This is a genomic window from Actinomadura coerulea (assembly GCF_014208105.1).
GTDB lineage: Bacteria > Actinomycetota > Actinomycetes > Streptosporangiales > Streptosporangiaceae > Spirillospora > Spirillospora coerulea.
In genome coordinates this window covers 885,655-900,391 of record NZ_JACHMQ010000001.1, presented here as the reverse complement: position 1 = coordinate 900,391, position 14,737 = coordinate 885,655, and the positions used below count along the sequence as shown (strand labels likewise).

At 73.6% G+C, this 14,737-nt stretch carries 9 protein-coding genes; 5 read left to right on the top strand and 4 right to left on the bottom strand.

All coding sequences use genetic code 11. The features are described from left to right. Positions 1-41 precede the first annotated feature (41 nt). Positions 42-635 (top strand): hypothetical protein, encoded by a 594-nt coding sequence (locus tag BKA00_RS04215; RefSeq protein ID WP_185023665.1) that lies wholly within the window; start codon positions 42-44, stop codon positions 633-635. A 95-nt stretch (positions 636-730) separates the two neighbouring features. Here the strand turns inward: BKA00_RS04215 and uvrB are convergent, their stop codons facing one another. Both uvrB and BKA00_RS04205 read right to left on the bottom strand, forming a co-directional pair. Beyond that, on the bottom strand, positions 731-2,848 hold the full coding sequence (uvrB, locus tag BKA00_RS04210; RefSeq protein ID WP_185023664.1) for an excinuclease ABC subunit UvrB: 2,118 nt from the start codon (positions 2,846-2,848) through the stop codon (positions 731-733). A gap of 92 nt (positions 2,849-2,940) precedes the next feature. Then, a complete protein-coding gene (locus BKA00_RS04205; protein ID WP_185023663.1) occupies positions 2,941-4,092 on the bottom strand; it encodes a sensor histidine kinase in 1,152 nt (383 codons plus the stop codon). 183 nt (positions 4,093-4,275) lie between these two features. On the opposite strand from BKA00_RS04205, the gene BKA00_RS04200 reads away from it, so the two are divergent. From BKA00_RS04200 to BKA00_RS04190, 3 genes are all read left to right on the top strand, one after another. Next, the gene (locus BKA00_RS04200) at positions 4,276-5,289 is read left to right on the top strand and encodes a hypothetical protein (protein WP_185023662.1); all 1,014 of its coding nucleotides are present in this window, start codon (positions 4,276-4,278) and stop codon (positions 5,287-5,289) included. 75 nt (positions 5,290-5,364) lie between these two features. After that, positions 5,365-6,045 (top strand): hypothetical protein, encoded by a 681-nt coding sequence (locus BKA00_RS04195; protein WP_185023661.1) that lies wholly within the window; start codon positions 5,365-5,367, stop codon positions 6,043-6,045. A gap of 30 nt (positions 6,046-6,075) precedes the next feature. Beyond that, the gene (locus tag BKA00_RS04190; protein WP_185023660.1) at positions 6,076-6,960 is read left to right on the top strand and encodes an inositol monophosphatase family protein; all 885 of its coding nucleotides are present in this window, start codon (positions 6,076-6,078) and stop codon (positions 6,958-6,960) included. Positions 6,961-6,978: 18 nt separating this feature from the next. Here BKA00_RS04190 and BKA00_RS04185 read toward each other — a convergent pair whose 3' ends face one another. Beyond that, positions 6,979-8,205: an SLC13 family permease gene (locus tag BKA00_RS04185; RefSeq protein ID WP_230298472.1), complete on the bottom strand. Its 1,227-nt coding sequence runs from the start codon at positions 8,203-8,205 to the stop codon at positions 6,979-6,981. A gap of 67 nt (positions 8,206-8,272) precedes the next feature. Here BKA00_RS04185 and BKA00_RS39670 point away from each other — a divergent pair, with 67 nt between their 5' ends. Beyond that, complete coding sequence (locus BKA00_RS39670; protein ID WP_185023658.1) at positions 8,273-14,137, top strand: WD40 domain-containing protein; 5,865 nt, start codon at positions 8,273-8,275, stop codon at positions 14,135-14,137. On the opposite strand, the gene coaE is transcribed toward BKA00_RS39670, so the two are convergent. Further along, positions 14,134-14,730, bottom strand: a complete 597-nt coding sequence (gene coaE / locus BKA00_RS04175) for a dephospho-CoA kinase (protein ID WP_185023657.1) — start codon at positions 14,728-14,730, stop codon at positions 14,134-14,136. The two genes, BKA00_RS39670 and coaE, sit on opposite strands and share 4 nt — an antisense overlap. Between the last annotated feature and the right edge of the window lie 7 nt (positions 14,731-14,737).

Sequence of the window (14,737 nt, the reverse complement as noted above, 5' to 3'; positions counted from 1 at the left end):
TCACTGGCCGTGCAGGCGACCGCACGATCGAAAGGGCGAACATGCTGAGGAACGCAAGGGCGGTGGTACGCCGGACGCACGGCCATACCGTCGCGGACGCACCGCGGTGGGCGGTCGTCTCCGCCTACGCCGCGAGCCTGGTGGTGCTGCCGTCCTGCCTCTGGCGGATCGCGCTCGGCTTCGGCGCTCCGATCGGCCCGCTCCGCGGGGACATGAGCGACGCGCGCGGCGACGTCCCCGCCTGGGTCCCGATGTGGGGGTACACGATCTTCCTCAGCGTCCTCAGCGAAGCCCTGGCCTTCCTCGCCGTCGGCCTCGTCTCCCGGTGGGGCGAGGTGGTCCCGCGCTGGGTCCCGGGCCTCGCCGGACGCAGGATCCCCGTCCTGGCCGCCGCCGCCCCGGCGGGCATGGGCGCCGCCGCCCTCACCGTCGGAACGCTCACGGCCCTCCCCGGCTTCAACGACTTCACCGCGCCGGACGGGACCGCGGTGCGGCTCGAAGGCTGGAGGCTCATCCTCTTCGCCGTCTCCTACGGCCCCCTCATCGCCTGGGGCCCGCTCCTCGCCGCCGCGACCGTCGCCTACTGCCTCCGCCGCAGGCAGCGCCCGTCCCCGACCGCCCTGACCGCACCGTGAACATGCGGCGCCGGACCGAGACCACCGTCCGGCCACCCGAGCCGCAGGCACACCACCCCGGGCGGTCCAAAGGCCAGGGGCCTCCGACCCCGGGGCTACTTGACGCCGGCCTCCTTCATGTCGCGGAGTTCGCGCTTGAGCTCCTTGATCTCGTCACGGAGTCGGGCGGCGAGTTCGAACTGCAGGTCGGTGGCGGCCTGGTGCATCTGGGCGGTCATCTGCTCGATGAGGCCCTCCAGCTCCTCGCGGGGGCGCTCGCCGACCAGGTCGGCGGCGTGCCGGCCGGCCTCCCTGGTGCGGGAGGCGAGGCCGGGGACGGGCGCCTTGCCGCGGCTCTGCTGGCGGCCGGCGCCGCCGATCAGGGTCTCGGTGTCGGCGTCCTCGCGGGCGAGGGAGTCGAGGATGTCGGCGATGCGCTTGCGCAGCGCCCGCGGCTCGATGCCGTGCTCCTCGTTGTAGGCGCGCTGCTTGGCGCGGCGCCGGGTGGTCTCGTCGATCGCCCGCTCCATGGACGGGGTGACGGTGTCGGCGTACATGTGGACCTGGCCCGACACGTTGCGGGCCGCGCGGCCGATCGTCTGGATGAGGGACGTCTCCGAGCGCAGGAAGCCCTCCTTGTCGGCGTCCAGGATCGCCACGAGGGAGACCTCGGGCAGGTCGAGGCCCTCGCGGAGCAGGTTGATGCCGACGAGGACGTCGAAGTCGCCGGCGCGCAGCTCGCGCAGCAGCTCGATGCGGCGCAGGGTGTCGACCTCGCTGTGCAGGTAGCGGACCTGGATGCCGAGTTCGAGGAGGTAGTCGGTGAGGTCCTCGGACATCTTCTTGGTGAGGGTGGTGACGAGGACGCGCTCGTCGCGCTCGGTGCGCTCGCGGATCTCGTGGATGAGGTCGTCGATCTGGCCCTTGGTCGGCTTCACGACGATCTCGGGGTCGATCAGGCCGGTGGGGCGGATGACCTGCTCGACGACGTCGCCCTTGACGCGGTTCATCTCGTAGGTGCCGGGCGTCGCCGACAGGTAGACGGTCTGGCCGATCCGGTCGAGGAACTCCTCCCATTTCAGCGGGCGGTTGTCCATGGCGGACGGCAGCCGGAACCCGTGCTCGACCAGCATCCGCTTGCGGGACGCGTCGCCCTCGTACATGGCGCCGATCTGCGGGACCGTCTGGTGGGACTCGTCGACGACGAGGAGGAAGTCCTCGGGGAAGTAGTCCAGGAGGGTGTTGGGGGCGGTGCCGGGGCCGCGGCCGTCGATGTGCCGGGAGTAGTTCTCGATGCCGGAGCAGGTGCCGACCTGCCGCATCATCTCGATGTCGTAGGTGGTGCGCATGCGCAGGCGCTGCGCCTCCAGCATCTTGCCCTGCCGCTCCATCACGGCGAGGGTCTCCCCCAGCTCGGCCTCGATCTGGCCGATGGCCCGCTCCATGCGCTCGGGGCCGGCGACGTAGTGGGAGGCGGGGAAGACGTACAGCTCCTCGTCCTCGGTGATCAGTTCGCCGGTGAGCGGGTGCAGGGTGGCGAGCTTCTCGATCTCGTCGCCGAACATCTCGATCCGGACGGCGAGCTCCTCGTACTGCGGGATGATCTCGACGGTGTCGCCGCGGACGCGGAAGGTGCCGCGGGTGAAGGCGAGGTCGTTGCGGGTGTACTGCATGCCGACGAGCTGCCGGAGCAGGTCGTCGCGGTCGATCTCCTGGCCGACCTTCAGCCGGACCATCCGGTCGACGTACTCCTGCGGGGTGCCCAGGCCGTAGATGCAGGACACGGACGCGACGACGACGGTGTCGCGGCGGGTGAGCAGCGAGTTGGTCGCCGAGTGCCGCAGCCGGTCGACCTCGTCGTTGATCGAGGAGTCCTTCTCGATGTAGGTGTCGGTCTGCGGGATGTACGCCTCGGGCTGGTAGTAGTCGTAGTACGACACGAAGTACTCGACGGCGTTGTTCGGCAGCATCTCGCGCAGCTCGTTGGCGAACTGGGCGGCGAGGGTCTTGTTCGGCTGCATGACGAGGACGGGCCGCTGCAGCTTCTCCACCAGCCACGCGATGGTGGCGGTCTTGCCGGTGCCGGTCGCGCCGAGAAGCACGGTGTCCTTCTCGCCGTTCGACACCCGGGCGGCGAGCTCGGCGATCGCCTGCGGCTGGTCGCCCGACGGCGTCATCTCGGTGACGACCTCGAACGGCGCCACCCGGCGCCGCAGGTCCGTGACTGGGCGCATCGACACTCCCCTGGATCCGGCGTACTCCCTGCTCTCCAACTGTATGCAGGGCCTCCGACATTCCGCGGCCGCGCGGGCGGCGCGGCCCCGGCTCAGGAGGCGGGCAGGGGGAGCCGGGCCCGGACGGCGTAGCCGCCGCCGCGGGGGCCGGCGTCGAAGCTGCCGCCGAGGGCGGTGACGCGCTCGCGCAGCCCCACCAGGCCGTTCCCGCCGGAGGGCAGCCGGTGCTCGGGCCCGGCCGTGGGCGGCTCGTTGGCGATCTCCACTTCGACGGCCTCCGGGAGGAGGCCGAGGTCAACGCGGGTGTCGGCGGCGCCGGCGTGCTTGTGGACGTTGGTGAGGGCCTCCTGCACGAGCCGGTAGACCGTCCGGCCGACGGCGGCGGGCATGGGGCGCTCCTCACCGCGGATCGTCAGGTCCACGCGCAGGCCCGCGGCGCCGGACTGGCCGACCAGCTCGCGGAGGTGGGCCAGCGTCACGACCTGCTGCGGGAGGGCCTCCTCCCCCTGCCTGAGCACCCCGACGACGTGGCGGAGCTCCTCCAGCGCCTGCCGCCCCATGTCGCCGATGACCGAGGCCGTCTCGGCGGCCCGCGCCGGGTCGCGGACGGCGATCGCCTTCAGCGCGCCCGCGTGGACGACCATCACGCTGATGCGGTTGGCGACCACGTCGTGCATCTCCCGCGCGATGCGGGTGCGTTCCTCTCCCCGCGCGCGCTCCGCGAGCAGGTGCTGCTCGCGTTCGAGTCTCGCCGCGCGTTCCTGGAGCGAGGCCAGGAGCTGCTTGCGCGCGCCCATGTAGAGACCCAGCAGGACGGGGACCCCGACGAACGCGATCCCGAAGATCGACTGGGCGAGGAAGGACTCCGTCGCCGCGGTCGGGGCCGGGAAGACGAGGCTGGCGACGTAGCAGCCTACGGCGATGGCCACGACCGTGCGGCGGGACGCGGTGTAGGCGGCGAGCGAGTACAGGACGATGAGGGTGCTGAACGCTCCGGCGCCCGTGACGGTGCCGAACACCACCGCGAACACGCCCAGCGCCACCGGATGGGTGCGCCGCACGATCAGGGCCAGGCCGAGCACGACGCTGCAGGCGGAGACGACGGGCGGGGGCAGCCAGAACTTCTGGTCGGCGAACCACATGAAAACGCCGTCGAGCCCCGCGAACGACACGGCGATCGCGACGTCGAAGGCACGGGAACGCCGGGTGGGCCATGCCCCCGACCACCAGCCCCGTACGCGCATGGCGACGAGCCTATAGCGACCGGAAGGGCACCTGTCGCACACCTGAGCGAAGCCCTTACCTGCAGGGCTTTCAAAGCGAATGGACGCTGTGGTTACGATGACCGCGCCGGTCGTGCCGTTCGAGGGGACGGGCCCACAGCGTCCCCAGGGCCCCGGCGCCGACTAGGACGGGGAAACCGCACCATGGCCCGATTCGCCGACTGGTTCGGGAAGAACGCCGACGCAGTGATCGCGCTGGTCCTGGCGATCGTGGTGGCGGTGCTCGGCCTAGGGGTGAACCTGCCGAACGAGACCGAGATCACCAACAGCGGCATCCTCGCGGTGATCGGCCTGCTGGCGACGTCGGTGCTGCGCGACCGCGGGCGGCGGATCCCGGTCGAGGCCGAGGTGCGCGACACGCTGCGCGCCTCGTCGACCACGCTCAGTGAACTCGACGCCAAGCTGACCCACATCGAGGGGTTCGCGGGCGTCCTGGCCGACACCAAGCGCACGCTGGACGAGACCACGGTCGTGCGGGTCATCAGCGGGGCGCAGGTGGCGCAGGTCCTGGCGGAGGCCCGCCGCGACACCGACCGGTGGTTCTTCAAGGGCGGGACGGGCACCTACATCCGCGCGCGCACGCTGCCCGAGTGCGTGGCCGCCGCGCGCCGCGAACGGCGGACGCTGCTGTTCCGCCTGGAGATCCTCGACCCCACGAACGTGGAGGTGTGCGAGGCCTACGCGCGCCACCGCCGCTCGGTGTCGGACGGCCCGGACGCCACGGGCGAGCCGTGGACGCTGGAGCGCACCCGCAAGGAGGCCTACGCCACGATCCTGGCGGCGTGCTGGCACAAGCAGCGGTTCGCGATGCTCGACATCGACATCGGCCTCGCGCAGACGATGACGACGCTGCGCTACGACCTCGCCTCCTCGCGCGTGGTGGTCACCCGCGACGACCCGCGCGGCGAGGCCCTGGTCGTCGACAGCGCCAAGTTCTACTACAGCTGGGTGAGCGCGGAGCTGCAGACCAGCCTGGACCAGGCGCGACGCGTCCCGGTCGAGCAGGCCAGGCTGGCGCCCCTGGACGACGAGCCGACCGTGGAGGAAGCGCGCAAGCTCTTCGAGGTCATCGGAATCGACCTCGCGCAGGGCTATACCGACCGCGACGTCATCGAGATCATACGAAAGGCCCTGCGGGCCAAGGACCCCTACGAATGACCCCGGACGCGATGGGGCGGGGCCCGGAAGACGGGGCTGGGGAAGAAGGGTGTCGGCGAAGGTGAGGCCGCCGGAGTGAAGTACGAGGAGATCCGCGAGGAGATCCGCGCCGGTACCGCGGCGCGGACGCTGCCGCCGTGGGCGGGGCGGATCCTCGGCGGAGTCCTGGAGGAGGCGGCGGCGGGCCGCTCCTCCGTGCCCGCGGTACGGCATCCGCTGGGCTTTCTGTGCCTTCCCCTGGAGCGCAGCAGCGACCTCGGGGTGTGCCTGCACATCTGGACGCCGGAGGTGCGCCCGGCGCCGTCCACCACGTCGCCGGTCCACTGCCACAGCTGGGAGCTGCTCAGCTTCGTCCTGTACGGGACGGTCCGGAACGTGCGGATGGACGTCAGCGAGGCCGCCGCCACGGGGACGCACCAGGTCTTCGAGGTCGTGAGCCGGGGCGACCTGGACGAGCTGAGGGCGACCGGGCGGGCCGTCCACTGCGCCCCGGCCAAGTCCAGCACGCACCGGACCGGGGAGTCCTACACCCTGCCCGCCGGTGTCTTCCACAGCACGCTCATAGAGGACGGCCTGGACGCCGCCACGGTCGCCCTGGGCCGGCAGACGCCGGGCGGGGGCGACCTGTCCCTCGGCCCTCTGGACGTCCCCAGCCACAAGGTGCGCCGCTCGCGTTCCGACCACGCCGACACCCTGCGGGCCCTGCGGCGCTCGGCCCGCAGGATCGCCGCCGCCCACTGCTCACCGCGCCGGTAGCCGGACGCCGGATCCCCCTGGAGAGGCCCGATGAGACCCACGACCCCGTCAGCGGCCCTTCCGGTCGATCTCTCCGAGGCCCGCCGCGTGGCGGTGGGGGCGGCGGAGGCGGCGGGCGCGCTGCTCAGCGCCCGTGTGGACGGCCCCCTCGGAGTGCGGCCGAAGGGCGCGGGCGGGGACGTGGTGACCGAGCTGGACACCGCCGCCGAGGACCTGATCGTCGGGCGGCTGCGGGCCGCGTACCCGGGGCACAGGATCATCGCCGAGGAGTCCGGGATCCTCGACGGCGCGCCCGGCGAGGACATGGTCTGGCTGGTCGACCCGCTGGACGGCACCAACAACGTGGCGATCGGCATGCCGGTGTACGCGGTCGGGCTCGCGCTGTGCGCGCGCGCCGAGCCGGTCTTGGGCGTCGTGCACGATCCGGTGAGCGGCCGGACGTGGTCGGCGGTGCGGGGGCGGGGCGCCCTCGGCCCGGACGGGAGTCCCCTGACGCTGGCCGACCACCCCCGGCCGGGGCGGGAGCGGAACCCGCTGCTGGCCTGGACGCAGGGCCACCAGGTCGGTGCGGGCGATCCGGTGGCGTTCGCCATGCGCTCGGCCCTGGAGCTGCGTTGCGCGCGCATGCTGCAACTGTGGGCGCCGCTGGTGGCGTGGACGATGCTGGCGCGCGGCGACATCGACGGCATCGTCGGCTACCTGCCCGAGATCGTGGACCTGCCCGCCGGGATGCTGGTGGCGGCCGAGGCGGGTGCTGAGTTGCGCCGCCTGGACGGCGCCCCGTACGAGCTGGGCATCGACCGCCCGGCGTCCGAGCTGGGGTTCGTGGCGGCGCGTCCGGAACTGCTCGACCGGCTGCTGGAGACCACGGCGAAGATCGACCCGCGGGACGGGCGCGCCTCTTTCGCCCGCTGAGCCCTCTGCACGGGAGGCTCAGCCGGTCAGCAGGAGGGCTCCGACGGCGGCGGCCGAGCCGGTCACGGCCAGAACCGTCCCCGCCAGGACGAACGTGCGCATCGGGACGCGCACGTCCCATCGCCGGCACCACTCGAACCACAGGAGCGTGGCCAGCGACCCCCAGGGCGTGATGACAGGCCCCACGTTCGTCCCGACGAGCAGTGAGAGCAGCTGGTCCTGGTTGGAGGCCGGCACGGCCGATTCCCCGGCGACGTAGGCGGGGAGGTTGTTGAGGACGTTCGACAGCCCCGCCCCCGAGAACGCCGCCCGCACCGCCCCGGCCGTGCCGCCGTCGTCGCCGATCAGTGCGCGCATGGCGTCGGCCAGCCCGAACCGTTCCAGGGTGGGGACGACGAGGAACAGCCCGGTGACGAACACCATCAGCTGCCAGGGGATGAGCGCGGGACGCAGCACCGACCGGTCGCGCACGGCGAAGGCGGCCACGGCCACGACGGCGGCGACGGTCGCGGCGACGCCCAGCTGGATCCCGGTGTGCACGCCGGCGAGGATCGCCCCGATGAACAGCAGGCACGCGGCGCCGGTGGCGGAGAACAGCACCCAGTCCTGGACGGGCACCGGAGCGGGCGGGTCGTAGGTCTCCTCCCCGCGCATCCGCCGCCGCCAGTAGAAGACCCACAGCAGCACCATGGTCACGGCCAGGACCGCCAACTGCGGCACCCACATGCGCGCAGCGAACGCCCGGGTCTCCAGCGCCACGCGGTCGGCGGCGAGCAGGTTGGTCAGGTTGGACACCGGGAGGAGCAGGCTCGCGGTGTTGGCCAGCCACACCGTCGTCATGGCCAGTGGAAGGGTCGCGATCCGCGCGCGAGCCGCCAGAGCCAGCATGACGGGGGTCAGCAGTACCGCGGTCGTGTCCAGGTTGAGGAAGACGGTGGTGAGCGACGCGAACGCCACGCACAGCAGGAACAGCGCGGCGTAGTTGCCGCGTCCGGCCTGGGCCATCCGCTGCGCGATCGCGTCGAAGACCCCCGCCTCCTTGGTCAGCTCCGCGAGGATGATGACGCTGAACAGGAAGAGCAGCAGAGGCGCGATCCGCCCGACGCTGGAGCGGGCCGTGTCGGCGGGCAGCAGACCGGTGGCGACGAACACCGCGCCGAGCCCCAGGACGGCGATGCGGATCCAGTCGAGAACGCCCAAGGAGCCGGCGGCACGGCGCAGGGCCTCGGTCGGAGGGGGCGGCACGCGCGTCATGATTCCACAGGCGGCCGAGGCCCTGCGTCGCGGCCGCGCTCCGCGCGATACTGGCGCCATGACGACCCCCGGCCACCCCCAGGAGCGCCCGACCGACTTCTTCATCAGCTACTCGCCGGCCGACGAACGGTGGGCGTCCTGGATCGCCTGGCAGCTGGAGGCCGCCGGGCACCGCACGATGATGCAGGCGTGGGACTTCGTGCCCGGGACCAACTTCATCGACTACATGGACCGGGGCCTGTCGGAGGCCAAGGTGGTGGTGGCGGTGCTGTCGCGCAACTACCTGCGCTCGCGTTACGGGCGGCTGGAGTGGATGGCGGCGCTGCGTGCCGACCCGGACGACCCGGCGCGCAAGCTGGTCACCGTCCGCATCGAGGACTGCCCGATCGACGGCCTGCTCTCCACGATCACCTACGTGGACCTGGTCGGGGTGGACGACCCGGACGACGCGCGGCGGCTGCTGATGCGCCGCATCCAGGAGGCCCTCGCCGGACACGCGCGCCCCCTCGACGGCCCTGGCTTCCCCGGAGCGGGGCAGAACCGCCCCGGGCCGCTTCCCGGTGGCCGGGAACCGCTGATAGGGCGTCTGGAGGAGGCTGACGGGCCCGGAGGCGGGAGCGGCAGGCCGGGGCCCGCCGGAGAGCGGCCCGCCCGGCGGGCGCCCGTCGCCGCGCCGGCGTTCCCCGCGGCGGACGCCGGGCACGAGCCGCGCGAGCACCTCACCGTCCTGCACGTCTCCGGCCCCCGGTTCGGGCGGACGCTGGCCGAGCCCGGCGAGCCGACGACCGCGGTGGAGCTGCAGGACCGGATCTGGAGCGACGTGACCCGGCTGGCCGACGCCGGCGTGCCGCGCCCCGACCTGCTCGTCGTCACCGGGAACATCACCCACTCGGGCAGCCGCAAGGAGTTCGCCGAGGCGCTGTCGTTCCTGACGAGCCTGCGCGCGCTCCTGGGCCTGGAGGCGCAGCGCGTCGTCGTGGTGCCCGGCACCCACGACGTCACCCGCGCGGCCTGCCAGGCCTACTTCTCCAGCTGCGAGGCCGACGACATCGAGCCGCAGCCGCCCTACTGGCCCAAATGGCGGCACTACGCGGGCCTGTTCAAGGAGTTCTACCAGGGCATCGACGCGCTCGTCTTCGACAGCGCCCAGCCGTGGACGCTGTTCCCCGTCCCCGACCTGAAGGTCGTGGTGGCCGGGCTCAACTCGACGCTGCCGCAGTCCCACCGGGAGGAGGACCGCTACGGGCGCGTCGGCCAGGCGCAGGCCGCCTGGTTCAACCAGCGGCTGCGGCACTTCGAGGACGAGGGCTGGCTGCGCCTCGGCGCCGTCGAGCACACGCCCATCGCGGGCGAGCCCGGCGCCATGCGCGACCCCGAGACGGTGGAGACGCTCCTCGCCGCCCACATCAACGTGTTCTTCCAGGGGACCGAGTCGGACTACGGCGCCGTCCCCGTACTGGCCGGCGGCGACGTCCCCTGCGTCCCGGCGCTCGGTCCCGGCCGGCACCAGCTCGTCGTCGTGCGCGGGGACGGGCTGGAGCGCTGGATCCCCGAGGACGCCGCCAGGCGCGGCCCGGAACGCCTCGAACGGTCCTGGACGGCCGTGGGCGGAACGTTCCCGCCTGCCCTCGCGCAGACCCCTCCGGCCCCTCCGTCCCCGGAACTCGGCCCCGGCGGGGACGGCACCGCCGACCCCGTCCCCGACCCCACGGGGCGCCTGCTGGACCGCCTGACGGAGGCGTGCGAGACGCGGTTCGAGCGCGCCACGATCCGGCGCGTCGTCCCGCCCGCGCGCGAGGACGGCCGCGCCGACCCGCCGCACCTGCTGCTCACCCACCTTGAGGACGGCTTCGTCCGCCAGTACCGCATCGGCGCCCACGTGGGGCAGGTGACCGAGGCTGACGTGGACGCGTTCGTCCGGCACGTCCACGCCGACGGCACCGACCACGGCTCCGAACTGGTGTACCTGGGGCCGGCCCCGGCGCGGTCGGTGCGCGACGACGCGCTGCGCCGCGGCATCCGGGTGCGCAGCCTCACCGAGTTCCAGGGCCTGGTCGACCTGTCGGAGTACGTGGCGGCCCAGACGGGGCGGCTGTCCGCCGGCGGGCTCTACCCGCCGTCCCTGTACGTCCCCCAGCGCTACCGGGAGCTCGACCGGTTCCTCCCGGAGAGCGGCTCCGGCGACGGGCGGCGGCCGGGCGCGGACGTCCACGACGACGTCGTCGGCGAGATGCTGCGGCTGCTGGCCGCCGACCACGGGCGGTTCCTGCTGCTGCTCGGCGACTTCGGCCGCGGCAAGACCTTCGCGCTGCGGGAGCTGGCCCGCCGCATCCCGCAGGAGCTGCCGCACGTCGTCCCGATCCTCATCGAGCTGCGGGCGCTCGACAAGGCGCACTCGGTGGACGGCCTGGTCGCCGCGCACCTGGCCAACCACGGCGAGGAGCTCATCGACCTCAAGGCGTTCCACTACATGCTCCGCCAGGGCCGCATCGTCCTGCTCTTCGACGGGTTCGACGAGCTGGTCACGCGGATGACCTACGACCGGGCCGCCGACCACCTCGACACGCTGCTCCAAGCCGCCCAGGACAAGGCGAAGATCGTGGTGGCGAGCCGGACGCAGCACTTCAAGTCGCAGGCGCAGGTGCTGACCGCCCTCGGCGAGAAGGTCGGCGTGCTGCCGCACCGGCGCGTCCTCTCCCTGGAGGAGTTCACGCCCCCGCAGGTCCGCTCGTACCTGGTGAACCGGTACGGCGACGAGGACGCGGCCGAGGACCGGCTGAGCCTGCTCGCCGGGATCGAGGAGCTGCTGGCGCTGACGTCCAACCCGCGGATGCTGTCGTTCATCGCCGACCTGCCCGAGGAGCGGCTGCGCGCGGTGGCGCGGGCGCGCCGCGCCGTCAGCCCCGCCGACCTCTACCAGGAGATCCTGTCGTCCTGGCTCGCGTACGAGGCCGAGCGGGTCGGCGGCGCGGGAGGCCCGTCCGGGCTGGAGGCCGACGACATGTGGCAGGCCGTGGGCACGCTCGCGCTGCGGCTGTGGGAGGGCAACGAGCAGTTCCTGCGGCTCGCCGAGCTCGCCGACGTCGCCGACGCCCTCACCGGGCTCGCCGGGGGCCGGATGTCGACGCACCAGGTGACCCACGCCGTCGGCGCCGGGAGCCTGCTCGTGCGGACCCCCGAAGGGCTGTTCGGCTTCATCCACACGTCCGTCATGGAGTGGCTCGTCGCCCGGCACATCGCGGACGAGTTCGCCGAGGGCGCGGCACCGGCCGCCCTCGGCCGCCGCGCCCTGACCCAGCTCGCCGTCGACTTCCTGTGCGACCTCGCCGACACGCGCGCCTGCCAGGAATGGACGGCCCGGGTGCTCGCCGACCCCGAGGCCGACGACATCTCCCGCGCCAACGCGATCCGCATCACGACGCGGCTGCGCACCCCCGCGCACACCGACCTGCGCGGCGCCCGGCTGCAGGGCGAGGACCTGTCCTACCGCGACCTCCAGGAGGTCGACCTCACCGGCGCCGACCTCACCGACGCCCAGCTCGTGGGCGCGAACCTCTCGCGCGCCGTCCTGCGGGACGCCTCCCTCGCCGGGGCGCGCCTGGACGAGGCCACCCTCACGGGGGCCGACCTGCGCGGCGCCGACCTGTCCCGGGCCCGCCTGGCCCGCGCCGACCTGCGGGACGTCGCGGTGGAGGGCAGCCGCTGGACCCGCGCCGCCCTCGTCGACGCCGCGCTCCCCGACCGCGTCGCGGCCGCCCCCGAACTGCGCGAGGCGGCCATCGCGCCGGGCCGCCCGATCGACATCCAGGTCGCGCCGGCCGCGGTGGGCGTCCCCTACGGCTTCCATTTCCAGACCAGCCGCCTCCCCCAGCCGCTCGCCTACAGCCCCGGAGGCTCCGTCCTCGCCATCGGCAGCGAGGACGGAGGCGTCCTGGTCTGCGACGCCGTCACCGGCACGCCCCTGCGCAACCTCCAGGGCCACACCGACCGCGCCTACGCGGTCGCCTTCGACGGCGCGGGGGGCCTCCTGGCGAGCGGGTCCGCCGACGGCTCCGTCCGGCTGTGGGACCTCGCCACCGGCCACACCACGCACACCTTCGCCGTCCACCCCGACGGCGTGTGGCCCCTGGTGGTCGGGGGCCGCTCCCCCTCCGGCGGCGACCTCGTCGCCGCCGGAGCCGCCGACGGGACCATCAGGGTGTGGGACACCGTGTCCGGCCTGCTCCTGCACGAGCTGCCCGGGCACACCGCCCCCGTCTACACCGCCGTGTTCGACCCGGCCGGCTCGCTCATGGTCACCGGCGACGCGGGCGGCACGCTCCGCGTCTGGGACCTCGCCACCGGTGCGCTGCGCCGCGAGCTGGCCGGCCACCACGGCGCGGTGTTCCGCGCCGTGTTCCACCCGGACGGCTCCCTGCTCGCCGCCGGGGACGAGGCGGGCGTCGTCCGGCTCTGGGACATCCGCACCGGCGACATCCGCCAGGAACTCCTCGGCCACACCGGCCGCGTCTACGCCATCGCGTTCCACCCCGACGGGGGCCTCCTTGTCACCGGCGACACCGACGGGTCCGTCCGCCTCTGGGAGGACGGGCGGCAGCGCGGCGCCCTCACCGGCCACAGCGGGGGCATCTACCAGGCCGGCTTCAGCCCGGACGGCGGCCGCCTCGCCACCGCCGACAGCGCCGGGTCCGTCCGCCTGTGGGACCCGGTCACCGGCCGGCAGCGCCTCGAACTCGCCGGGCACCGCGGCGCCGTGTGGCCGTTCGCGTTCCGCCCGGACGGCGCCCAGCTCGCCACCAGCAGCAACGACGGCACGGCCCGGCTGTGGGACGCCGAGACCGGGCAGTGCCGCGCCGTGCTCCGCGGCCACGGCCGCCGCGTCACCGGCGTCGCGTTCAGCCCCGACGGCGGCCTGCTCGCCGCCAGCGGCAACGACGGCCTCGTGCGGCTCTGGGACCCGCGCTCCGGCCGGATGATCCGCGAGCTGCGCGGCGTCGCCGACAACCTCACCTCCGCCGTGTTCAGCCCCGGCAACTCCCAGCTCGCCACCGCCACCAACGACGGCGGCGTCCACCTGTGGCAGGCCGGCACGGGCACGTTCGAACGCGAACTCAACGTCGAGACCGACCACGTCTGGGCGCAGGCGTTCGCACCGTCCGGCGACGTCCTCGCCACCGCCAACGACGACGACTCCGTCCGCCTCTGGTACTGGACGACCGGCCGCGAGACCGTCAACCTCGCCGACCACCGGGGCCGCGTCCGCTCCATCGACTTCCAGCCCGGCGGCGCCCTGGTCGCCACCGGCTGCGACGACGGCGTCGTCCGCCTCTGGGACCCCGCCACGGGCGAACTCGCCGCCGCGCTGCGGGGCCACGGCGACCGCGTGTACCAGGTGTCGTTCTCACCGTCCGGGGACACGCTCGCCAGCGCGAGCAACGACGGGACCGTCCGCCTCTGGGACCCGTCCACGGACGATCTCCTGCACACCCTCACCGAGCACACCGGGCGCCTGTGGACGACCGCGTTCCACCCGTCCGGGGAGATGCTCGCCAGCGCCGGCGACGACCTGGTCGTGCGCCTCTGGGACCCGTCCGACGGGCGGCTGCTGCACACCCTCACCGGCCACACCCGCCGCGTCTGGTCCGCCGCGTTCAGCCCGGACGGCTCCCTGCTCGCCACCGCGGGCGACGACGGCGCCGTCATCCTGTGGGACGTCACCGACCGCACCGCCCCCGAACGCCGCGCCACCCTCCTCGGCCTGGCCGAGGGCTGGGCCGCCCTGGCCCCCGACGGCCGCTACAAGTGGGAGGGCAACGCCACCGCCGAGTTCTGGTACGCCGTGGGCATGTGCCGCTTCGAGCCGGGCGAACTCGACGCCTACCTCCCCGAGGTCCACCGCCTCCCCCTCGACGCCCCCTTCTAGGAGGCGCGGCGGGTGAGGGAGGCCCAGAGGGCGTCGATCTGGGTCTTCAGGTCGGCGAGGGTGCCGGAGTTGTCGATGACGTGGGTGGCGACGGCGCGGCGGTCGGCGCGTGACGCCTGGTTGGCCATGCGGGCGCGGGCGTCCTCCTCGGTCATGCCGCGGCGGGCGACGAGGCGGTCCAGCTGCGTCTCCTCGGGGGCGTCCACGACGACGACCTCGTCGTACATGCCGGCCAGGCCGTTCTCCGCCAGGAGGGGCACGTCGTAGACGACGACCGCGTCCGCGGGGGCGGCGTCCATCAGCTCCTGCATCCGCTCGCCCACCAGCGGGTGGACGATCGCGTTCAGGGCGGCGAGCCGGTCCGGGTCGGCGAACACGATGCGGCCGACCTTCTCCCGGTCGAGGGCGCCGGACGGCAGCAGGACGTCCCGGCCGAACTCCGCCACCACGGCGGCGAGGCCCGGGGTGCCGGGCTCCACCACCTCGCGGGCGATCCTGTCGGCGTCGATGACGACGGCGCCGTGCTCGCGCAGCCGCCTCGAAACCTCGCTCTTGCCCGAACCGATCCCGCCGGTGAGTCCCACTTTCAGCACGGGACTC

Bases quoted from the DNA above. Each gene is read 5' to 3' on its own strand.
- uvrB (WP_185023664.1), bottom strand. From the start codon at position 2,848: ATGCGCCCAGTCACGGACCTGCGGCGCCGGGTGGCGCCGTTCGAGGTC.
- BKA00_RS39670 (WP_185023658.1), top strand. From the start codon at position 8,273: ATGACGACCCCCGGCCACCCCCAGGAGCGCCCGACCGACTTCTTCATC.
- BKA00_RS04200 (WP_185023662.1), top strand. From the start codon at position 4,276: ATGGCCCGATTCGCCGACTGGTTCGGGAAGAACGCCGACGCAGTGATC.
- BKA00_RS04215 (WP_185023665.1), top strand. From the start codon at position 42: ATGCTGAGGAACGCAAGGGCGGTGGTACGCCGGACGCACGGCCATACC.
- BKA00_RS04205 (WP_185023663.1), bottom strand. From the start codon at position 4,092: ATGCGCGTACGGGGCTGGTGGTCGGGGGCATGGCCCACCCGGCGTTCC.
- BKA00_RS04190 (WP_185023660.1), top strand. From the start codon at position 6,076: ATGAGACCCACGACCCCGTCAGCGGCCCTTCCGGTCGATCTCTCCGAG.